General features: G+C 56.3%; 12 protein-coding genes. 10 read left to right on the forward strand and 2 right to left on the reverse strand.

Annotated features, from left to right (window positions below):
- Positions 1-218: 218 nt before the first annotated feature.
- From AC2FC2_RS20375 to AC2FC2_RS20390, 4 genes are all read left to right on the forward strand, one after another.
- Entirely contained in the window at positions 219-398 is a 180-nt protein-coding gene (locus AC2FC2_RS20375; RefSeq protein WP_265555412.1) for a YfgG family protein, read from the forward strand.
- 197 nt (positions 399-595) lie between these two features.
- Entirely contained in the window at positions 596-2,029 is a 1,434-nt protein-coding gene (gene mgtE, locus AC2FC2_RS20380) for a magnesium transporter (protein WP_209638226.1), read from the forward strand.
- Positions 2,030-2,191: 162 nt separating this feature from the next.
- Complete coding sequence (locus tag AC2FC2_RS20385) at positions 2,192-5,533, forward strand: diguanylate cyclase (RefSeq protein ID WP_490659794.1); 3,342 nt, start codon at positions 2,192-2,194, stop codon at positions 5,531-5,533.
- A gap of 211 nt (positions 5,534-5,744) precedes the next feature.
- Positions 5,745-6,095: a DNA-binding protein gene (locus AC2FC2_RS20390; protein WP_209638230.1), complete on the forward strand. Its 351-nt coding sequence runs from the start codon at positions 5,745-5,747 to the stop codon at positions 6,093-6,095.
- Positions 6,096-6,105: 10 nt separating this feature from the next.
- On the opposite strand, the gene alkA is transcribed toward AC2FC2_RS20390, so the two are convergent.
- Positions 6,106-7,602, reverse strand: coding sequence for a DNA-3-methyladenine glycosylase 2 (gene alkA, locus AC2FC2_RS20395; RefSeq protein ID WP_490659795.1), 1,497 nt, complete (start codon positions 7,600-7,602; stop codon positions 6,106-6,108).
- 166 nt (positions 7,603-7,768) lie between these two features.
- Here alkA and yegD point away from each other — a divergent pair, with 166 nt between their 5' ends.
- From yegD to AC2FC2_RS20410, 3 genes are all read left to right on the forward strand, one after another.
- Entirely contained in the window at positions 7,769-9,121 is a 1,353-nt protein-coding gene (gene yegD / locus AC2FC2_RS20400; protein WP_209638232.1) for a molecular chaperone, read from the forward strand.
- 177 nt (positions 9,122-9,298) lie between these two features.
- A complete protein-coding gene (locus AC2FC2_RS20405; protein WP_490659796.1) occupies positions 9,299-9,862 on the forward strand; it encodes a GNAT family N-acetyltransferase in 564 nt (187 codons plus the stop codon).
- The gene (locus AC2FC2_RS20410; RefSeq protein ID WP_209638234.1) at positions 9,856-10,365 is read left to right on the forward strand and encodes a P-loop nucleotide/nucleoside kinase family protein; all 510 of its coding nucleotides are present in this window, start codon (positions 9,856-9,858) and stop codon (positions 10,363-10,365) included. The genes AC2FC2_RS20405 and AC2FC2_RS20410 overlap by 7 nt, the downstream gene beginning before the upstream one ends.
- A 6-nt stretch (positions 10,366-10,371) precedes the next feature.
- Here the strand turns inward: AC2FC2_RS20410 and AC2FC2_RS20415 are convergent, their stop codons facing one another.
- Positions 10,372-11,325, reverse strand: coding sequence for an aldo/keto reductase (locus AC2FC2_RS20415; RefSeq protein ID WP_209638235.1), 954 nt, complete (start codon positions 11,323-11,325; stop codon positions 10,372-10,374).
- Positions 11,326-11,593: 268 nt separating this feature from the next.
- On the opposite strand from AC2FC2_RS20415, the gene AC2FC2_RS20420 reads away from it, so the two are divergent.
- Genes AC2FC2_RS20420 through mdtC form a run of 3 tightly spaced genes read left to right on the forward strand, consistent with a single transcriptional unit; the run spans position 11,594 to position 19,037 of the window.
- On the forward strand, positions 11,594-12,841 hold the full coding sequence (locus AC2FC2_RS20420) for an MdtA/MuxA family multidrug efflux RND transporter periplasmic adaptor subunit (protein ID WP_490659797.1): 1,248 nt from the start codon (positions 11,594-11,596) through the stop codon (positions 12,839-12,841).
- Positions 12,841-15,960, forward strand: a complete 3,120-nt coding sequence (locus AC2FC2_RS20425; protein WP_404760749.1) for an MdtB/MuxB family multidrug efflux RND transporter permease subunit — start codon at positions 12,841-12,843, stop codon at positions 15,958-15,960. The genes AC2FC2_RS20420 and AC2FC2_RS20425 overlap by 1 nt, the downstream gene beginning before the upstream one ends.
- Entirely contained in the window at positions 15,957-19,037 is a 3,081-nt protein-coding gene (mdtC, locus tag AC2FC2_RS20430; protein ID WP_265555399.1) for a multidrug efflux RND transporter permease subunit MdtC, read from the forward strand. Before AC2FC2_RS20425 ends, mdtC begins: the two co-directional genes overlap by 4 nt.
- The last annotated feature ends 6 nt before the right edge of the window (positions 19,038-19,043 follow it).

Here is a 19,043-nt window from a genome sequence, read left to right on the forward strand (position 1 = left end):
AAATACTCTGTTTGGGTCGCCGGAAATAAATAGACAATATTTGTCACCAATCGCTAGAATCCCATTTACACTTTATCGGCTTTCATTACTCGCTCTCAGTACGGTAAAAGCACGGCCTATTACGCTCATATGAGCCGTTGGCTCCACACAGCCGCTACAGTGGCTACCGTTTGAAAGGCAGCGGGTATAACACAGGAAACCGGCATGCCGGGTGATATATGCGTAAAAAAACTACCGGACAAATGACGAAAATAGTGCTGTTTATCAGCTTTATCATTTTAGTCGGCCGTCTGCTGTATGCCGCCGTCGTTGCGGTGCCCCATCATCAGGAAAAAAAGCTCGCCCCCTATCAAGAGACCACCGAGGTAGAGGGAGAAAACCAGGACACTCCCCCCTGAACCGACAGACCCAACACCTCCTGCAGAGCAATCGAATAGTTAAGCAGCCTGCCGTCGGACCGCATTTCGGCATGCCAGGCCCCTTACTTATTCCTTGGCATCTGTGCCCATTTCATAAAAATGACGCCTGCATTCACTATGCTCTATCTTGTGTAGAGATCGCCCGTAAGGATCACTGAGTGCCAGTAAGGAATACCATGTCCGCCGCAACGCATAATGTTAAAAAAGTCGCTGAGCATCGTCAGCGCATTCTTTCCCTGTTGTTAAACAACAAAGACCTGATAGACGGTATTCTCGGCAGACCAGGGGATGAAAACGCCCTCAGTAAAAGTGAACTGCTAAACCAGACCGCCGAAATTACCGGGCTGCTGGACGACATGCATGCCGCTGACCTGGCCGACTTACTGGAAGCGTTACCGCAGGACGAACGCCTGGCGCTGTGGCGTTTGGTTGGCAATGCCAAACGCGGCCAAACACTGGTGGAAGTGGCCGAACCGGTGTGGGACAGCCTGATCGAAGAGATGAGCGATAAAGACCTGCTCAAGGCGATCAAAACGCTGGATGTCGACGAACAGGCTTATCTGGCTCAATATCTGCCGCGTAACCTGATGGGCCGCCTGCTGACCTCGCTGGAGCCGGATCAGCGTGCGCAGGTGCGCGAGATGATCCACTACGGCAAAGACACCGTCGGCTGGATGATGGATTTTGAACTGGTCACTGTGCGCCCTGACGTTACCCTCGGGGCCGTGCATCGTTTCTTGCGGCTGCGCAAAACCATCCCGGACGCTACCGATAAACTCTTTGTCACGGACCGTAAAAATACGCTGCTCGGTGAACTGCCGCTGACCGCGGTGCTGCTCAACGATCCTGAAACGCCGGTACACGCAGTCATGGACAACGATCCCACCCGTTTTCTGCCGGAAGACAAAGCGGAGGCTGCAGCCAGCGCGTTTGAACGTTATGACCTGATCAGTGCCCCGGTTGTCGATGCCAAGGGCAAACTGATGGGCCGCCTGACGATTGAAGAGATCGTCGACGTCGTCAATGAAGAAAGCGACAGCAACCTTCGCCGTATGGGGGGGTTGAGCCCGGAAGAAGATGTATTTGCCCCTGTCAGCAAAGCGGTGAAAACTCGCTGGGCTTGGTTGGCAATCAATCTGTGCACCGCGTTTATCGCGTCACGTGTCATCGGCCTGTTTGAACACACCATTTCGCAGTTGGTGGCATTGGCGGCGTTGATGCCCATCGTTGCGGGTATCGGCGGCAATACCGGTAACCAAACCATTACCATGATTGTCCGCGCACTTGCGCTACACCAGATCGAAGTTGGCAATATTTCTCGCCTGATGCTCAGGGAGCTTGGCGTCGCCATCATTAACGGCGTCGTATGGGGCGGCATTATGGGGATAGTCACCTGGCTGCTCTATGGCGACTGGGCTATGGGTGGCGTCATGACGTTAGCCATGATCCTCAACCTATTGGTGGCGGCGCTGATGGGGGTGGTGATCCCAATGACCATGCTAAAAATGGGCCGAGATCCCGCTGTCGGTTCCAGCGTACTGATCACGGCATTAACCGATACCGGCGGCTTCTTTATCTTCCTCGGTCTGGCCACGTTGTTCCTGCTCTGACGCTGTCGAGCCGGCGGCAACGCCGGCTTTTGCGCTCGCTCACTAAAGCCGTTTGATTCAGTATGTTTTCTTGCTGTGCTGTACTACCCTTTGGCAATAAACTTCTCATCCCATCCGCGTCATGACGTAGTTCAGTGACAGATGCCAGCGTTAAGGTTGTCTATGGATATCAGCGCACCGAATCATCTCACTACGCGCAAAAGCGTGCTGTTGACGCAGACTTTGCTGGCAGCCGTAGCCGTTTTTATGTTGGCCTTGTTGTGTCTGACGTTGTCGAACGAATCCAGCCATTTTACGCCGCTGTGGTTCCCTACGGCTGCCATCATTACCCTGTTGTATCGCCATTCGCCGCGCCAATGGGGATTACCCTTGCTGGCCTGTGGGCTGGGTATCATAAGCGCCAGCGTTATCCTGTACGGATTTAGCTGGGTGCCGGTAAAGCTTGCACTGATCAACCTGCTGGAAGCCTCCGTCAGTACCCTGCTGCTGCGCCGTATGCTGTTGTCTGACGATCCCCTGAATAATCTGGCCAGTTGGCTAAAGTTCGTGGTCTGTGCGGTCATTTTCACCCCGCTATTTAGCGCCTTGCTGGCCGCCTGGTGGGCCCCTGCCCCGGAGCAATCCTTCTGGCAGCCCTTCAATACCTGGTTTATTTCGGAAGCCATTGGCGTCCTGTCACTGGCACCGATTGGATTGGTCTATCGCCGGCGCATGCTGGAGCAGTTAAACCTGTTCTCCTTGCTGCTGACGCTCATGATGGCGCTGATTTTTTGCTATCTCGCGCTGACCTATCTGCCTTTCCCGTTTACCTTTGTCATTCTTCCTCTGCTGTGGGCGGCGATCGCACTGCCACGCCTGGAAGCCTTTGTGACCTGCTTTTGTACCACATTGATGATCACCGTGATGATTTCACTTGGGCTGCTGCATTTTAATGTTCCCGCCGAACCGCTCAGTGACATCGAAATCTACTTACCGATTCTGTTGATTTTGATCCCCGCACACGCCATGGCGATGGTCATGCACGCCTTCCGGGTAGAAAAACAGCATATCGTCGAGAGCGAAGCCCGCTTTCGTAATGCGCTGGAATACTCCGCTATCGGTATGGCGCTGGTCTCTCCGCAAGGGAAATGGCTACAGGTCAATCAAGCACTGTGCAACCTGCTGGGCTACACCCCGGAAGCTCTGCGGCGCTTGACGTTTCAGGAGATCACTCACCCGGATGATTTGAATGCCGACCTGCTGCAGTTACAGGATCTGCTCGAAGGCCATATCAGCAGCTACACCCTGGAAAAACGCTATATTCGCAGCGATGGCGAACACGTCTGGGCTCTGCTGGCCGTCTCAATGGTGCGCGATGCCGAAGGCCTACCGCTGTATTTTATTTCTCAGGTGGAAGACATCAGCGAACTGAAACGCACCGCCGCAGAGAATCATCGGTTGGTTGAGCGCATCACGCTGGCCAATCAGGTGGGGGGGATTGGCGTTTGGGAATGGGTCATGGACGGTGAGGAACACACCTGGGACAAGCGCATGTTTGAACTCTATGACCTCAGTCCAGAGCAGACGCCTACGCTTTCACTGTGGCGCACCCTCCTGCTGCCGGAAGATCGCGAGCGAACCGACCGTGAAATGGCCTCTTTGCTGGACCAACCGCGTCCTTTTATCCTCGAATTCCGGCTGCTTTCCCGCCAAGGGAAAATCCGCCATATCCGCGGCCAGGGCAACGTCATTCTGGATGCACAAGGCCGCCCGCTGCGCATGATCGGCACGAACATTGATATGACGGAAGTCCGCAATCTGACCGAAGCGCTGCACCAAGAGAAAGAACGTCTGCACATCACGCTGGATGCCATTGGCGAAGGGGTGATTTCAACTGACGATGCCATGCATATCACCTTCATGAATCCGGTGGCCGAACAGATGTGCGGCTGGCCGCTGAGTCTGGCTGTTGGCATGCCGATTGCGGGAGTCGTACGCATGACTAACGGCAAAGATGGCATGGAAGTGGAAAACCCGGTCCAGTGCTGCCTTCAGGAAAATCGTCAGCTTTCGGCGGATTATGCCCTGGTGCTGCACAGTCGCGACGGCCGTCACTTTGATATTCAACAATCGGTATCGCCGCTGAAAACCCTCGGGGGTGGCGTGATGGGGGCTGTGATGGTGTTGCAAGATGTCACGGCTTCACGCGAGTTGATGCGTAAGCTGAGTTACAGCGCCGCCCATGACGCCCTCACCAGCCTGCCCAATCGCACCAGTTTTGAGAAGCGCCTGAAAGCCGCCATCCTGGGCTCCGGTGAAAAACAGCGGCAGCATGCGCTGGTGTTCCTCGATCTCGATCGTTTCAAGGCCGTCAATGACAGCGCCGGGCATGCGGCAGGCGATGCATTGCTGAGGGATATTGCCCAACTGATGCAACGCCACGTGCGTGACAGCGACTGCCTGGCAAGGCTCGGGGGGGATGAGTTTGGGCTAATCCTGTTTGATTGTGCCAGCGAGCAGGCAAAATCCCTGATGCAGCAGCTGGTTAACAACATCAGCCAGCACCCGTTCTATTGGGAAGGAAAGGTTTATCACGTAGGTGCCAGCGCTGGCATCACCCGTATAGAGAGCGGCAGTGGTAAAAGCGGCGAGCTGTTGGCGCAGGCGGACATTGCCTGTTATACCGCCAAACATCGCGGCCGCGGGCAGGTCTATCTGTATGAGGCACGGCAAAAACAGATGCTGGAACGCCAGCATGAGCTGCTGACGAGACAGGAAGTGATGAGCATTATTGCCGACGGGCAGTTGATGCTCAGTGTTAAGGCCGTGGCACCGCCGAAAACCCCACTGGCAGTGTGTTTCTATCAGTTAAAACTGCAGGTCATGCCGCTGGATCCACGCCCGTTGAACGGAGAGGCGTTTCTCGCTGCGGCACAGCTTTATGGCCTGCTGCCGGACGTCGATGACTGGGTCAGCCGGCAGGTTCTCGAGCGCCACGCCGCAGAGATCGGGGCGAAAGGCCTGACAATCGCGCTCCCACTCTCGACAGACAGCCTGCTCGACGCCGGGTTCCGACAACACCTGATCACCCGGTTAAATACCTCTCCATTACAACCACAGGCTTTGCTGCTGGTGGTCGATGAGGCGGCGGTGCTGGAACACGATGACATTTGCAGGCCGTTTATCCACCAATTACAACGGCTGGGCTGCAAGCTGATCGTCAGCGGCTTCGGCCACAGCCTCAACGCCTTCGACGAACTGCATGGTCGTCGGATTGACTATATCCGCATTGATGAGCGCTTTATCACCCAGGTTCACTGCAACCAGATGGATGAACTGATGGTTTCCATGCTTAACGGTGCAGCCCACCGTGTACATGCCCAGACACTGGCAGGCCCAGCACACCAGCAGATAACCTTGCATACGTTGCAGGCTCTGGGCGTCGACCTGGCAGACGGTGACGCCGTGGCGCGGGAACAACCCCTTACCGAGCTGCTCAGCGGCGGTTATTTCGGCATAAGGTAACCGCCTCAGCGCAGCGCTCTCCTGTGTTCTTTTGCGTTGCGGCATCCTGTGCCGCACGCCCCCAGCACGTTTTTGCTTAGCCAATCAGATGTTAGTGGTATAACTAACGGGTGAAAGTTAATCCTTCGTACAATCACTTTGATACGGAAATCAGCACGCCCGTTAATTTCCAGGAACCATCTTTGCACGTAATTGCTCAGGGATAATGGCTATGAAAAACGAGTGGTTTGCCGCCAGGGAGCTGACAGGCATAGCAGGACTGCCCTCTTCACCACAGGGAATCAATTTGATGGCGCGGCGCGAAGGTTGGATCAGCCGCCGCCGTAAAGGCATCCAGGGGAAAGCGGTGGAATACCATATCAACAGCCTGCCTATTGGCCCGCGCAAGCTGTTGATGTTGCAGGAAGAACCCGCAGAATATCAAGTTGAACGCCAAGAGCCACTGGCAGTATGGGTGCAGTATTACTATCACCTGAGCGAAACCGAACGCGAGAAGGTGCTGGCATTCCTGATGCGTGAAGGGATAGAAAGCCTACTGGCTCGTATCGACAACGAAGGATAACGCCACCGCGCTAATTGTCGACATCCGCCAGCGGTACCCATGCGTCGTTATGCCACAAATGGAGCGTGGCGTAAGAACGCCACGGCCGCCAGCGTTCGGCATATTTTTCAATTTGGCGCGGCGTCAGGTCAGGGAAGCGTTGCTTGATCAAATAATCCCCCGCCAAAAACACGTCTGGCCAGGACCAGGCACGCATCGCGATATAACTGGCCGTCCAACTGCCAATCCCCGGCAAGGCGGTCAGCGCCTTAATACCTTGCTCAATATCCAACACGTTATCCAACTGGAGCCGCCCTTCGGTTACCGCACGCGCAATCGCAATGATTGCCGCTGCGCGTTTCAACTGCACCCCCAGCGGACGCAACGCCTCAGGGTGTAACTGCGCGACCTGCTCAGCATTGGGGAACAGATGTGTAATGCCGCCATAGGGTTGTTCCAGCGGCGTCCCCCACTGCTCAGCCATCCGCTCGGCAAAAGTCGCGGCCATCTTGACGCTCACCAACTGCCCCAAGACGGCACGGACCGCCTGTTCAAAACTGTTCACGCAACCGGGCAGCCGCAACCCTGGCGCATCGGCAGCCAATGCGCCCAAGGCATGGGCAATCAAATCCGGTGCGGCGTCCAGATCAAACAGTTGACGGATCCGGCGCAGCACTTCCGTGGTCACCCGGCTTAATGAGGCTGCAATCTCTACTCGTACCCGGTTGCGCGTTTCATCCGGCTGGACGCTCACCCAGCCGCAATACTCGACGCCCCCTTGGGTAATGGCTATCGCTCGCAGATACTGCTGCCCCTCAACCCGTTCGACACCGCTCACCGCACGCGCATGCAAAAAACCCAACATGCGCTGCCAGTCATAGGGCGGTCGGTAGCCCAGATGAAACACCAGCCCGCTGGCAACGGTGGGCGCATTGCGGTCGCTGCTGCTGCGCAGCGCCGATGGAATAAGCCGGTAGCGTGCCTTGAACAGCTCATTAAAACGCCGCAGGCTGCCAAAACCGGCCGCAAATGCGACGTCACTCAATGGCATGTCGGTATCCGCCAGCAGGCGTTTGGCCTGCAACAACCGGTGCGACTGGGCGTAATCAATCGGCGATGCCCCAAACTGATCGGCGAAGATACGCCGCAAATGACGATCAGATATCCCCAGCCGCGCGGCCAGCTGCTCGCAACTGTGTTCTGACAGGTACCCTTGTTCAATCAACTGCACCGCCACCTGCGCATAGCGATTGCCAAGATCGATCAGCGCCAACCCCGGTGCCAGCTCCGGCCGGCATTTCAGACAGGGGCGGAACCCCGCCAGTTCCGCCGCCGCGGCGCTGGGGTAAAAAGTGCAGTTTTCGATTTTCGGCGTACGGGCACTGCACACCGGCCGACAATAAATGCCGGTCGAGGAAACACCGACGAAAAAGCGGCCGTCGAATTTGCGATCGCGCGCGCTCAGTGCGTCGTACAGCGCCTGTTGTTGGTTTTTCATGGCAACGCTCGGGGTCAGTTTTTTGTTCATTATGCGACTCGGCTGGTGCGCTGACGTGCGGAATTCGGACATTAAGTTAAGCATGCCATTCTGGTCGCCGCTAAATTTTTCGTCAGTTAAGCGCCCACACGTTGCCCAGGAGCCAAGTCTCGGGTAAAGTCGCCCCCCTTCATTGGCATGGGGATTGAGAAAAGACATGTTTATTGGATTCGATTACGGAACAGCCAACTGTTCTGTCGCAGTGATGCGTGATAACGGCCCCGAGCTACTGACGTTGGAAAACAACGAACCTTACCTGCCGTCGATGCTTTGTGCACCGACGCGTGAAGCCGTGAGCGAATGCTTGCACCGCCACTGGCAGGTACCGACCGGCAGCGAAGAGAATCAGCAACTGCTGCGCCGGGCCATTAGCTACAACCGCGAAGAAGACATTCCCGTCGGTAACGACAGCGTGCTATTTGGCCTGCAGGCACTGGCGCACTACGCCGAAGATCCGGAAGAGGTGTATTTTGTTCGCTCGCCGAAATCCTTCCTCGGTGCTAACGGCCTGAAGCCACAGCAGATTGCGCTGTTTGAAGATCTGGTTTGCGCCATGATGTTCCACATCAAACGTCAGGCGGAAAACGTGCTGCAAGACAGCATCAGCCAGGCGGTGATCGGTCGTCCGATCAACTTCCAGGGGATTGGGGGTGAAGACGCTAACCAGCAGGCGCAGGGTATTTTGCACCGTGCTGCCGAGCGCGCCGGTTTCAAGGACATTGAATTCCAGTTTGAACCTGTAGCGGCGGGACTGGACTTCGAAGCGACGCTGAACGAAGAGAAAACCGTGCTGGTGGTAGACATCGGTGGCGGTACGACCGACTGCTCGGTACTGCTGATGGGGCCACAATGGCGCGACCGTGCCGATCGCCAGCAAAGCCTGCTGGGGCACAGCGGGTGCCGTGTCGGCGGTAACGACCTGGACATCATGTTGGCGTTCAAACAGCTGATGCCGCTGTTCGGCATGGGTGGCGAAACCGGCAAGGGTATCGCGCTGCCCGCGCTGCCTTATTGGAACGCGGTCGCCACCAACGACGTGCCGGCACAAAACGACTTTTACAGCGTCGCCAACGGTCGCATGCTGCGTGATTTGATCCGTGATGCCGCCGAACCGGAAAAGGTCAAACGTTTGCTGAAAGTGCACCAGCAGCGTCTGAGCTACCGGTTGGTACGCGCGGCGGAAGAGAGTAAAATCGCCCTGTCGGCGCAGCAAAGCATCAGCGCGCCATTGGCGTTCGTCCAGCCTGACTTGGTGGAAACCATCAACCAGGATCAGCTTGCCGACGCTATTTCGCAACCCCTGTTACGTATTCAGGAACAGGTCAGTGCCGCTCTGGCGAGCAGCCAAACCGCACCACAGGTGATTTATCTCACCGGCGGTAGCGCGCGTTCACCCTTGCTGCGTGCCGCGCTGGAACAACAGTTGCCGGGCATCCCTATTGTCGGTGGCAACGACTTCGGCTCGGTAACTGCCGGGTTGGCGCGCTGGGCGCAAACGCTGTTCCGTTAATGGCCTGAGGGCGCGGTATATACCGCGCTCCAGACGGCAGACAAAACCGCAAAAAGGCTAAACAGGTAAGGGTCGAACCTGTTCGATCCGATTTAACCCATTGATTATGTGATAGGGCGTAGCATGCAGCGCCCCTACCATGAAACCAAGGAATGCTTGGTTACTGGAGGAAAGTCGATGTGTGAAATATTTCCCCTGGAAACTGACAGGCTGCGGTTGCGTGCCTGGCGTGACGATGATCTGCCCGCCTTCGCTGCCCTTAATGCCGATCCTCAGGTCATGCGTTATTTCCCCGCCCCGCTCAGTTCCGCGCAAAGTGACGCACTCGCCGACAAGATCCGCCTGTTCATGCAACAGCATGGTTGGGGCTTATGGGCACTGGAAGTGAAAGGCGGAGCACCTTTTATCGGCTTTGTTGGGTTGGCTATTCCTGCTGATGATCTCCCCTGTTCGCCCTGCGTAGAAATTGGCTGGCGGTTGGCTGCAGCACACTGGGGCAAAGGCTACGCCAGTGAAGCGGCCGAGACCGCATTGCACTATGCCTTCGAACACCTGAATCTGGCAGAAGTGGTGTCCTTTACCGCCGACGCTAACCAACCGTCGCGCCAGGTGATGGAACGCATCGGCATGACGTCCGAGGGTGAAAGCTTCCTTCATCCACGGCTACCCCAAGGCCATCCGCTGCAAAAACATGTACTGTATCGGCTGGGGCAACAATTATGGCGGGAGCAACAATGCTGATCGTTTTTTCCGGGCTGCCGGGCAGCGGCAAAACTACGCTGGCACGGGCGCTGGCAGGTGCATTATCGGCAATTCATCTGCGAATCGACACCCTGGAACAGGCAATCCGTGACAGCGGTGCCTTAGCCAGTGACGTAGGCCCATCAGGCTATTTTGCCGCCTATGGTGTCGCTGAGGATAACCTGCGTCTGGGCCACACCGTGATCGCCGATTCGGTTAACCCACTGCCTGTCACCCGTGAAGCCTGGCATCAGGTTGCGCTCCGGACTGGCAGAACCTGTATTGATATTGAAGTGTTCTGTTCAGACAGTGCGGAGCACCGCCGAAGGATCGAAACCCGAGGCGGCGACATTGCCGGGCTACGATTGCCCAACTGGCAGGATGTCAGTAACCACGATTACATCCCTTGGAACATGCCAGTGGCCTCTATTGATACCGCAGGATGTACAATTGAAGCCTGCCTGACGCAGCTGCTTCAGTTGATCGATACCGCCCGCGGTTAATCTCAATTACCAGGCGCTGGCTTCATTCAAGGTGCTGATATCATCCGCATCCAGCCGAAGCCGGGTGGCGCTAACCAGCTCATCCAACTGTTTTAAGGACGTGGCGCTGACGATAGGTGCAGTAATGCTGGGCCGCGCGATCAGCCAGGCCAGTGAAACCTGTGCCGGCGTGGTGTGGTGCTTCTTCGCCACCTGATCCAAGCCTGCCAGAATGCTAAAGCCCCGCGGATTAAGGTACTGCGCGATCACTCTGTCGCCACGCTGACTTTTGCCGATATCGTGTTCACTGCGGTATTTCCCCGTCAGAAAACCGCTGGCCAGCGAGAAGAAGTTAATCACGCCCAACCCATGACGCTGCGCAACGGCCTCCAATCCCTGCTCATAGCCCGCCCGCGCATACAGGTTATATTCCGGTTGCAGGGTTTCGTAACGCGCCAGCCCTTCCTGCTTACTGATATTGAGGGCTTCTTCCAGACGATCGGCCTGGTAGTTAGACGCCCCTATTGCCCGCACTTTGCCGGCCTTGATTAATGCATCAAACGCCGCCAACGTTTCCGCAAGCGGCGTATCCCGATCGTCATCATGGGACTGATACAGATCGATATAGTCGGTCTGCAGACGGCGCAGGGAATCCTCCACCGCTTGCTGAATATAACGTGGCGACAGCCCCTGTTTACCCTCGCCCATCGGTTTGCCTACTTTGGTGGCGATAATCACCTGGTCGCGCTTGCCGCTCTTTTTCAACCATTCGCCAATCGTGGTTTCCGATTCCCCACCCACATTGCCCGGCGCCCAGCTCGAATACACATCCGCGGTATCGATAAAATTGAGCTGATTTTCCACCAACGCATCTAACAGGCTGAATGAGGTTTCACGATCCGCCGTCCAGCCAAACACGTTACCGCCGAAGGTCAATGCTGGTACTTTGATGCCTGAACGGCCCAGTTCTTTATGACTCATTGCATGCTCCATGGAGTTAATGATTTGCAGGTTAATTATTAGCGTGAAGGCAGAAAGTTCGCTAAAACCTATTCGCTATAAGCCGGATGCCATCGCTTATAAACATAGCACGATCAAATCTACAACTTATTCGGACAATGCTGACGGTTCCTCCATATTTCCTTCATTTTTATGCCGTCTTTCCTCGCTAAACTAGTATTCTGTAAGGAGTGTATTTTTTTGGCAATGCGTGCCCACGCACCTGCCCTTTGGAGAGATTTTCGCCACCATGAATGCAAAAAACCCTCGTCGTTCACTGATACTGCGCCTGCTGGTGGTCATCATCGTGGCTATTGCCGCCGTATTGATTTGGCGTCACTTCAGCGCAGCGCAGCCAGCCGCAGAGACGGCGCCGAGTGCACGTCGCACCGGTGCGAATCCAGCGGGTGCAAGCCACGCAGGTGGCCGACGTGGTGGCTCTATATCACCGGTACAGGCCGCGACGGCTACCCAGCAGACCGTTCCCCGCTACCTGATCGGTCTGGGCACGGTCACTGCCGCCAATACTGTCACCGTAACCAGTCGGGTTGACGGACAATTGATGTCATTGCATTTCACCGAAGGGCAACAGGTAAAAGCCGGGGACTTGCTGGCCGTGATCGATCCTCGCCCTTACCAGGTTCTGTTAACTCAGGCACAAGGCCAATTGGCAAAAGATCAGGCCACGCTCGCTAACGCGCGACGCGATCTGGCACGCTACCAGCAGCTGGTCAAAACCAATCTGATTTCACGCCAAGAGCTGGATACCCAAGTGTCGTTGGTCCAGCAAACGGAAGGGGCCATTAAGGCAGACCAAGGCGCCGTCGACAGCGCGCAGCTGCAGTTGACGTACAGTAAGATCATTGCCCCTATCTCAGGGCGCGTCGGGTTGAAGCAGGTGGATATGGGGAATTACATCACCAGCGGCACCACTGCCATTGTAGTGATCACGCAAACCCATCCGATCGACGTGGTGTTCACCCTGCCGGAAGGCAATATCAGCGATATCGTCAAGGCGCAGAAGGCCGGCCCGGTGAGCGTGGATGCCTGGGGCCGCACCAATAAAGCCCTGTTGGCGCAGGGCAGCCTGCTCAGCCTTGATAACCAGATCGACACCACCACCGGTACGATTAAATTGAAAGCGCAATACGCCAACGAAGACGATGCGCTGTTCCCTAACCAGTTTGTGAATGCGCGCCTGAAAGTCGCAACATTGCAGGACGCGGTCGTGGTGCCTACCGCCGCCGTGCAAATGGGCAACGAAGGTAACTTCGTCTGGACCATGGATGCAGAAAATAAGGTCAGTAAGCATCTCGTGACCCTGGGTATTGAAGACAACCAAAATGTGGTTATCGCCAGCGGGCTCAACGCCGGACAACGGGTAGTGACCGACGGTATTGACCAATTGATTGAAGGCATGAAAGTGGAAGTGGTCACACCGCAGACCAAAACGGCTGACAGCAGTGCCAAACCGCATACCAAGCGGGAGAAATCCTGATGCAGGTGATGACACCGAACCCCGGTGGTGGTCCATCCCGCCTATTTATCTTGCGCCCAGTAGCCACCACGCTGTTGATGGTGGCTATCTTGCTGGCGGGGATTATCGGTTATCGCTCACTGCCAGTATCTGCCTTGCCTGAAGTAGATTACCCCACCATTCAAGTGGTGACGTTATACCCCGGCGCCAGTCCAGATGTCGTGACATCGGCAATTACCGCCCCGCTGGAACGCCAGTTCGGCCAAATGTCCGGGCTTAAACAAATGCTGTCGCAGAACTCCGGCGGCGCATCGGTGATCACGCTGCAATTCCAATTGGCACTGTCGTTAGATGTCGCCGAACAGGAAGTGCAGGCAGCGATTAACTCTGCCACGAACCTGCTGCCGACCGACCTGCCCTACCCCCCCATTTACAGCAAGGTTAACCCTGCCGATCCGCCTATTTTGACGCTGGCCGTGACCTCAACCGCCATGCCGATGACCCAGGTGGAGGATATGGTGGAAACCCGGGTCGCACAGAAAATATCCCAGGTGACCGGCGTTGGGTTGGTGACGCTGTCCGGCGGTCAACGGCCTGCCGTACGCGTTAAACTCAATGCCCCCGCCATGGCCGCCAATGGACTGGACAGCGAAACGGTTCGCACGGCCATTACCGGTGCCAACGTCAACTCGGCTAAGGGGAGCCTGGACGGCCCGGCGCGTTCAGTCACGCTGTCCGCCAACGATCAGATGAAGTCAGCCGATGAATATCGTCAGCTGATTGTCGCTTATAAAAATGGTGCACCGATTCGGTTGCAGGATATTGCGACCGTTGAACAGGGTGCCGAAAATACCCGGCTGGCCGCCTGGGCCAACAAGCAGCCGGCGATCGTGCTAAACATCCAGCGCCAGCCAGGGGTCAACGTCATTACCACCGCCGACAGCATCCGTGAGATGTTGCCCACGCTGATCAAAAGCCTACCAAAGTCAGTCGACGTCAAGGTGCTAACGGACCGTACTACCACTATTCGTGCCTCCGTCAGCGACGTGCAATTTGAGCTGCTACTGGCTGTCGCCCTGGTGGTGATGGTCATTTACATCTTCCTGCGTAACGTGCCTGCCACCCTAATTCCGAGCGTTGCGGTGCCGCTGTCACTGATCGGCACCTTTGCCGTCATGTACTTTCTCGGCTTTTCGATCAACAACCTGACGTTAATGGCACTGACTATTGCCACCGGGTTTGTGGTCGATGACGCGATTGTGGTGATCGAAAACATCTCTCGCTATATCGAAAAAGGCGAGAAACCGCTCGATGCCGCGTTAAAAGGTGCCGGTGAAATCGGCTTCACCATTATTTCATTGACCTTCTCACTGGTGGCGGTGCTGATCCCGCTGCTGTTTATGGGGGATATTGTCGGCCGCTTGTTCCGTGAGTTTGCCGTCACGCTGGCCGTTGCGATTTTGATTTCGGCCTTTATTTCCCTGACGCTGACGCCAATGATGTGCGCACGCATGCTGAGCCATGAATCGCTGCGCAAGCAGAACCGTTTTTCTGCTGCTTCTGAGCGTTTCTTCGAGCGCGTGATTGCCGGCTACGGCGTTTGGCTGAAAAAAGTGCTTGATCACCAGTGGTTAACGCTCGGCGTGGCACTGAGTACCATGGCGCTCACGGTGCTGCTGTATCTGTTTATTCCGAAAGGGTTTTTCCCCATTCAGGATAACGGTTTGATACAGGGCACGCTGGAAGCACCGCAGTCGGTATCCTTCAGTAAAATGGCAGAACTGCAACAACAGGTGGCCGCCCAACTGCTGCAAGATCCGGCAGTGGAAAGCCTCACCTCGTTTATCGGCGTGGATGGCACCAATGCCGCCCTTAACAGCGGCCGTCTGCAAATCAACCTCAAACCTCTGAGCGAACGCAGCGGCAGCCTGCAAGAAATCATCAACAGGATGCAGCAACAGGCCGCTAAGCTACCCGGCCTGAATTTGTATCTGCAACCCGTGCAAGATTTGACCATCGATACGCAGGTCAGCCGTACCCAGTACCAGTTTACCCTGCAAGCCATGTCGCTGGAGCAGCTCAGCCAATGGGTGCCACAGTTGGTCGATGAACTGCGACAAACCCCGGCATTGCAAGACGTCAGCAGCGACTGGCAAGATCAGGGGTTGGAAGCCTATATCAACGTCGACCGCGACTCAGCCTCTCGGCTGGGTGTCCAAATGAGCGACGTGGACAGCGCGCTGTATAACGCCTTTGGCCAGCGGTTAATCTCCACCATCTACACTCAGGCGAACCAGTATCGCGTGGTGCTGGTGCATGACGTGCAGGCTACACCGGGCCTGGCTGCTTTGAACGATATCCGCCTGACCAGCAGTAACGGCACCATCGTGCCGCTGAACACGATTGCTAAAATCGAACAGCGCAACGGGCCGTTATCCATCAACCATCTTGACCAATTCCCAGCCACCACGGTGTCGTTCAACGTAGCGGAGGGGTATTCACTTGAGCAAGCGGTCAATGCCATTACCCAGGTTGAGAAAAACCTCAACATGCCGAAAGACATCACCACCAAATTCCAAGGGGCAACGCTGGCGTTTCAGGCCGCACTCGGCAATACGCTGTGGCTTATCCTGGCCGCCGTGGTGGCAATGTATATCGTACTGGGCGTGCTGTATGAGAGCTTTATCCACCCGGTCACTATCCTCTCCACGCTGCCAACCGCCGGGGTCGGTGCGCTGCTAGCCTTGATGATGGCCGGCAGCGAGCTGGACGTGATCGCCATTATCGGCATCATCTTGCTGATCGGTATCGTGAAGAAAAACGCCATCATGATGATCGACTTCGCGCTCGCCGCCGAGCGTGAACAGGGCATGACGCCGTATGATGCGATCTATCAGGCTTGTCTGCTGCGCTTTAGGCCGATTTTAATGACCACGCTAGCCGCGTTGCTAGGGGCACTTCCGCTGATGCTCAGTACCGGTGTGGGCGCAGAGCTGCGCCGCCCGCTCGGCATCTGTATGGTGGGCGGCCTGATCATGAGCCAGATACTGACGTTATTTACCACCCCGGTGATTTACCTGCTGTTTGACAAACTGGCGCGCAATACTCACGTCAAAGAAGAATCGCAGGAGACACCGTGAAATTCTTCTCGCTGTTTATCTTTAGGCCGGTCGCGACGACCCTGCTGACGCTGGCGATTGCGTTAGCCGGGGCGCTGGGGTTTAGCCTGTTGCCGGTCGCCCCTTTGCCGCAGGTAGACTACCCGGTGATCTCTATCACTGCCACTCTGCCGGGCGCCGATCCAGAAACCATGGCGACCTCTGTCGCCACGCCATTGGAGCGCGCACTCGGCCGCATCGCCGGGGTCAATGAAATGACCTCCATGAGCTCACTGGGCAGCACCCGCATTATCCTGCAGTTTGATCTTAACCGTGATATCAATGGCGCTGCGCGTGACGTGCAGGCGGCGATCAACGCGGCACAAAGCCTGCTGCCCTCCGGCATGCCAAGCCGCCCCACCTATCGCCAGATGAACCCCTCCGACGCGCCGATCATGATCCTGACGCTGACGTCCGATACTTACAACCAGGGGCAACTTTATGACTTCGCGTCCACCCAATTGGCGCAAAAAATCTCGCAGACCGATGGCGTAGGCGATGTCACCGTGGGCGGGAGCTCCTTACCGGCAGTGCGCGTCGAGTTAAATCCGTCCGCGCTGTTTAACCAGGGCGTATCACTGGACAGTGTGCGCCAGGCTATCAGCAACGCCAACCTGCGTACGCCGCTGGGGTCGGCGGAAAGCCAGGACAAACGCTGGCAGATACAAAGCAACGATCAAATCAAGAAGGCAGAAGGCTACAAGCCGCTGATCGTGCATTACAACAACGGTTCAGCCGTACGCCTCAGCGACGTCGCTGACGTCATTGATTCGGTCCAGGACGTCCGCAACGCCGGCATGACCAATGCCCAACCGGCCATTCTGCTGGTGGTAAGCCGTTCGCCCGATGCCAACATTATTGATACCGTCGATCGTATCCGCGCGGAACTGCCAAACCTGAGGGAGAGCATCCCCGCGTCGATCAAATTGAACATTGCCCAGGACCGTTCTCCGACCATTCGTGCCTCACTGGCCGAGGTGGAACAATCGCTGGTGATCGCCATTGCGTTAGTGATCCTGGTCGTTTTTGCCTTCCTGCGCTCCGGGCGCGCCACGTTGATCCCGGCAGTCGCCGTACCGGTTTCACTGATTGGTACCTTCGCCGCCATGTACCTGTGCGGCTTTAGCCTGAACAATCTGTCACTGATGGCGCTCACGATCGCGACGGGCTTTGTGGTGGACGACGCCATCGTGGTCCTGGAGAATATCTCGCGCCACGTCGAAGCCGGTATGAAACCGCTCCAGGCCGCTCTGCAAGGGATCCGTGAAGTCGGTTTTACCGTGCTCTCGATGAGTATGTCGCTGGTGGCGGTGTTTATTCCGCTGCTCTTGATGGACGGTCTGCCTGGCCGTCTGTTCCGCGAATTTGCCGTCACCTTGTCAGTGTCGATCGGCCTGTCATTACTGATATCTTTGACCCTGACGCCAATGATGTGCGCCTATTTGCTGCGCCAGCAACCGGCACACTCGCAGCGGCGGGTTCGGGGTTTTGGCAAACTGTTGTTGAAGCTGCAACAAGGCTACGGGCGTTCGCTGAACTGGGTGCTCAATCATTCGCGTTGGGTGCTGGTTGTACTGTTGGCCACCGTGGCACTGAATGTTTGGTTGTACATCAGCATCCCAAAAACCTTTTTCCCGGAGCAGGATACCGGTCGCCTGATGGGATCAATTCAGGCTGACCAGAGTATCTCGTTCCAATCGATGCGCGTGAAGCTGCAAGATTTTATGACCATTGTGCGTGATGACCCCGCCGTGGATAACGTCACAGGCTTTACCGGCGGTTCGCGCACCAACAGCGGTTCAATGTTTATCTCCCTGAAACCGCTGTCCGAACGCAAGGAAAGCGCTCAACAGGTGATTGCCCGCTTGCGCGCAAAATTGGCGAAGGAACCGGGTGCCAGCCTGTTCCTCATGGCCGTTCAGGATATTCGCGTGGGCGGCAGACAGGCCAATGCCAGCTATCAGTACACCCTACTTTCTGACGATTTGAGCGCCCTGCGCACCTGGGAGCCTAAAATCCGTACCGCCCTGGCCGCGTTGCCCGAACTGGCAGACGTCAACTCGGATCAACAGGATAAAGGCTCGGAAATGGACCTGATTTATGACCGTGACACCATGGCGCGGCTGGGTATCTCGGTTTCCGACGCCAATAACCTGCTCGACAACGCTTTTGGCCAGCGCCAGATATCCACCATTTACCAACCGCTCAATCAGTACAAGGTGGTCATGGAGGTGGCTCCGGCCTATACGCAAGACGTCAGCTCTCTGGATAAAATGTTCATTATCAACAGTGAAGGCAAAGCGATCCCCTTGTCCTACTTTGCCCACTGGCAGCCGGCCAATGCGCCTTTGGCCGTAAACCATCAGGGGCTTTCTGCCGCCTCGACCATTTCGTTTAACCTGCCGCTCGGTTACAGTCTGGGGGATGCTACCGATGCCGTAACCCGTGCCATGACTGCGCTCGGCGTTCCCTCGACCGTACGCGGCGCCTTTGCCGGAACGGCGCAGGTCTTCCAGGAGACGCTGAAATCCCAGGTGATCCTGATCCTGGCGGCGATAGCCACGGTATATATCGTGCTCGGTATTCTCTATGAAAGTTATATTCATCCGCTGACTATCTTGTCCACCCTGCCCTCCGCAGGCGTGGGTGCATTGCTGGCGCTGGAGCTTTTCGGGGCGCCGTTCAGCCTGATAGCATTGATTGGCATCATGCTGTTGATCGGCATTGTGAAGAAAAACGCCATCATGATGGTCGACTTCGCTCTTGATGCGCAGCGCAACGGCGGTATCAGCGCACGTGATGCCATTTTCCAGGCATGTCTACTGCGTTTCAGACCGATCATGATGACCACATTGGCCGCGTTGTTCGGCGCTCTGCCGCTGGTGCTAACCAGCGGTGACGGTGCTGAATTGCGCCAACCGCTGGGGATCACCATCGCCGGTGGGCTGGTGATGAGCCAACTGTTGACGCTGTACACCACGCCGGTGGTCTATCTGTATTTTGACCGATTGCAGATGAAGTTACGTCGCGGCAAGAAATTGGTTCCGCTGCCTCAATAATGGTTG

It is taken from the genome of Serratia sp. CoH_122_TC_1 (assembly GCF_058191755.1).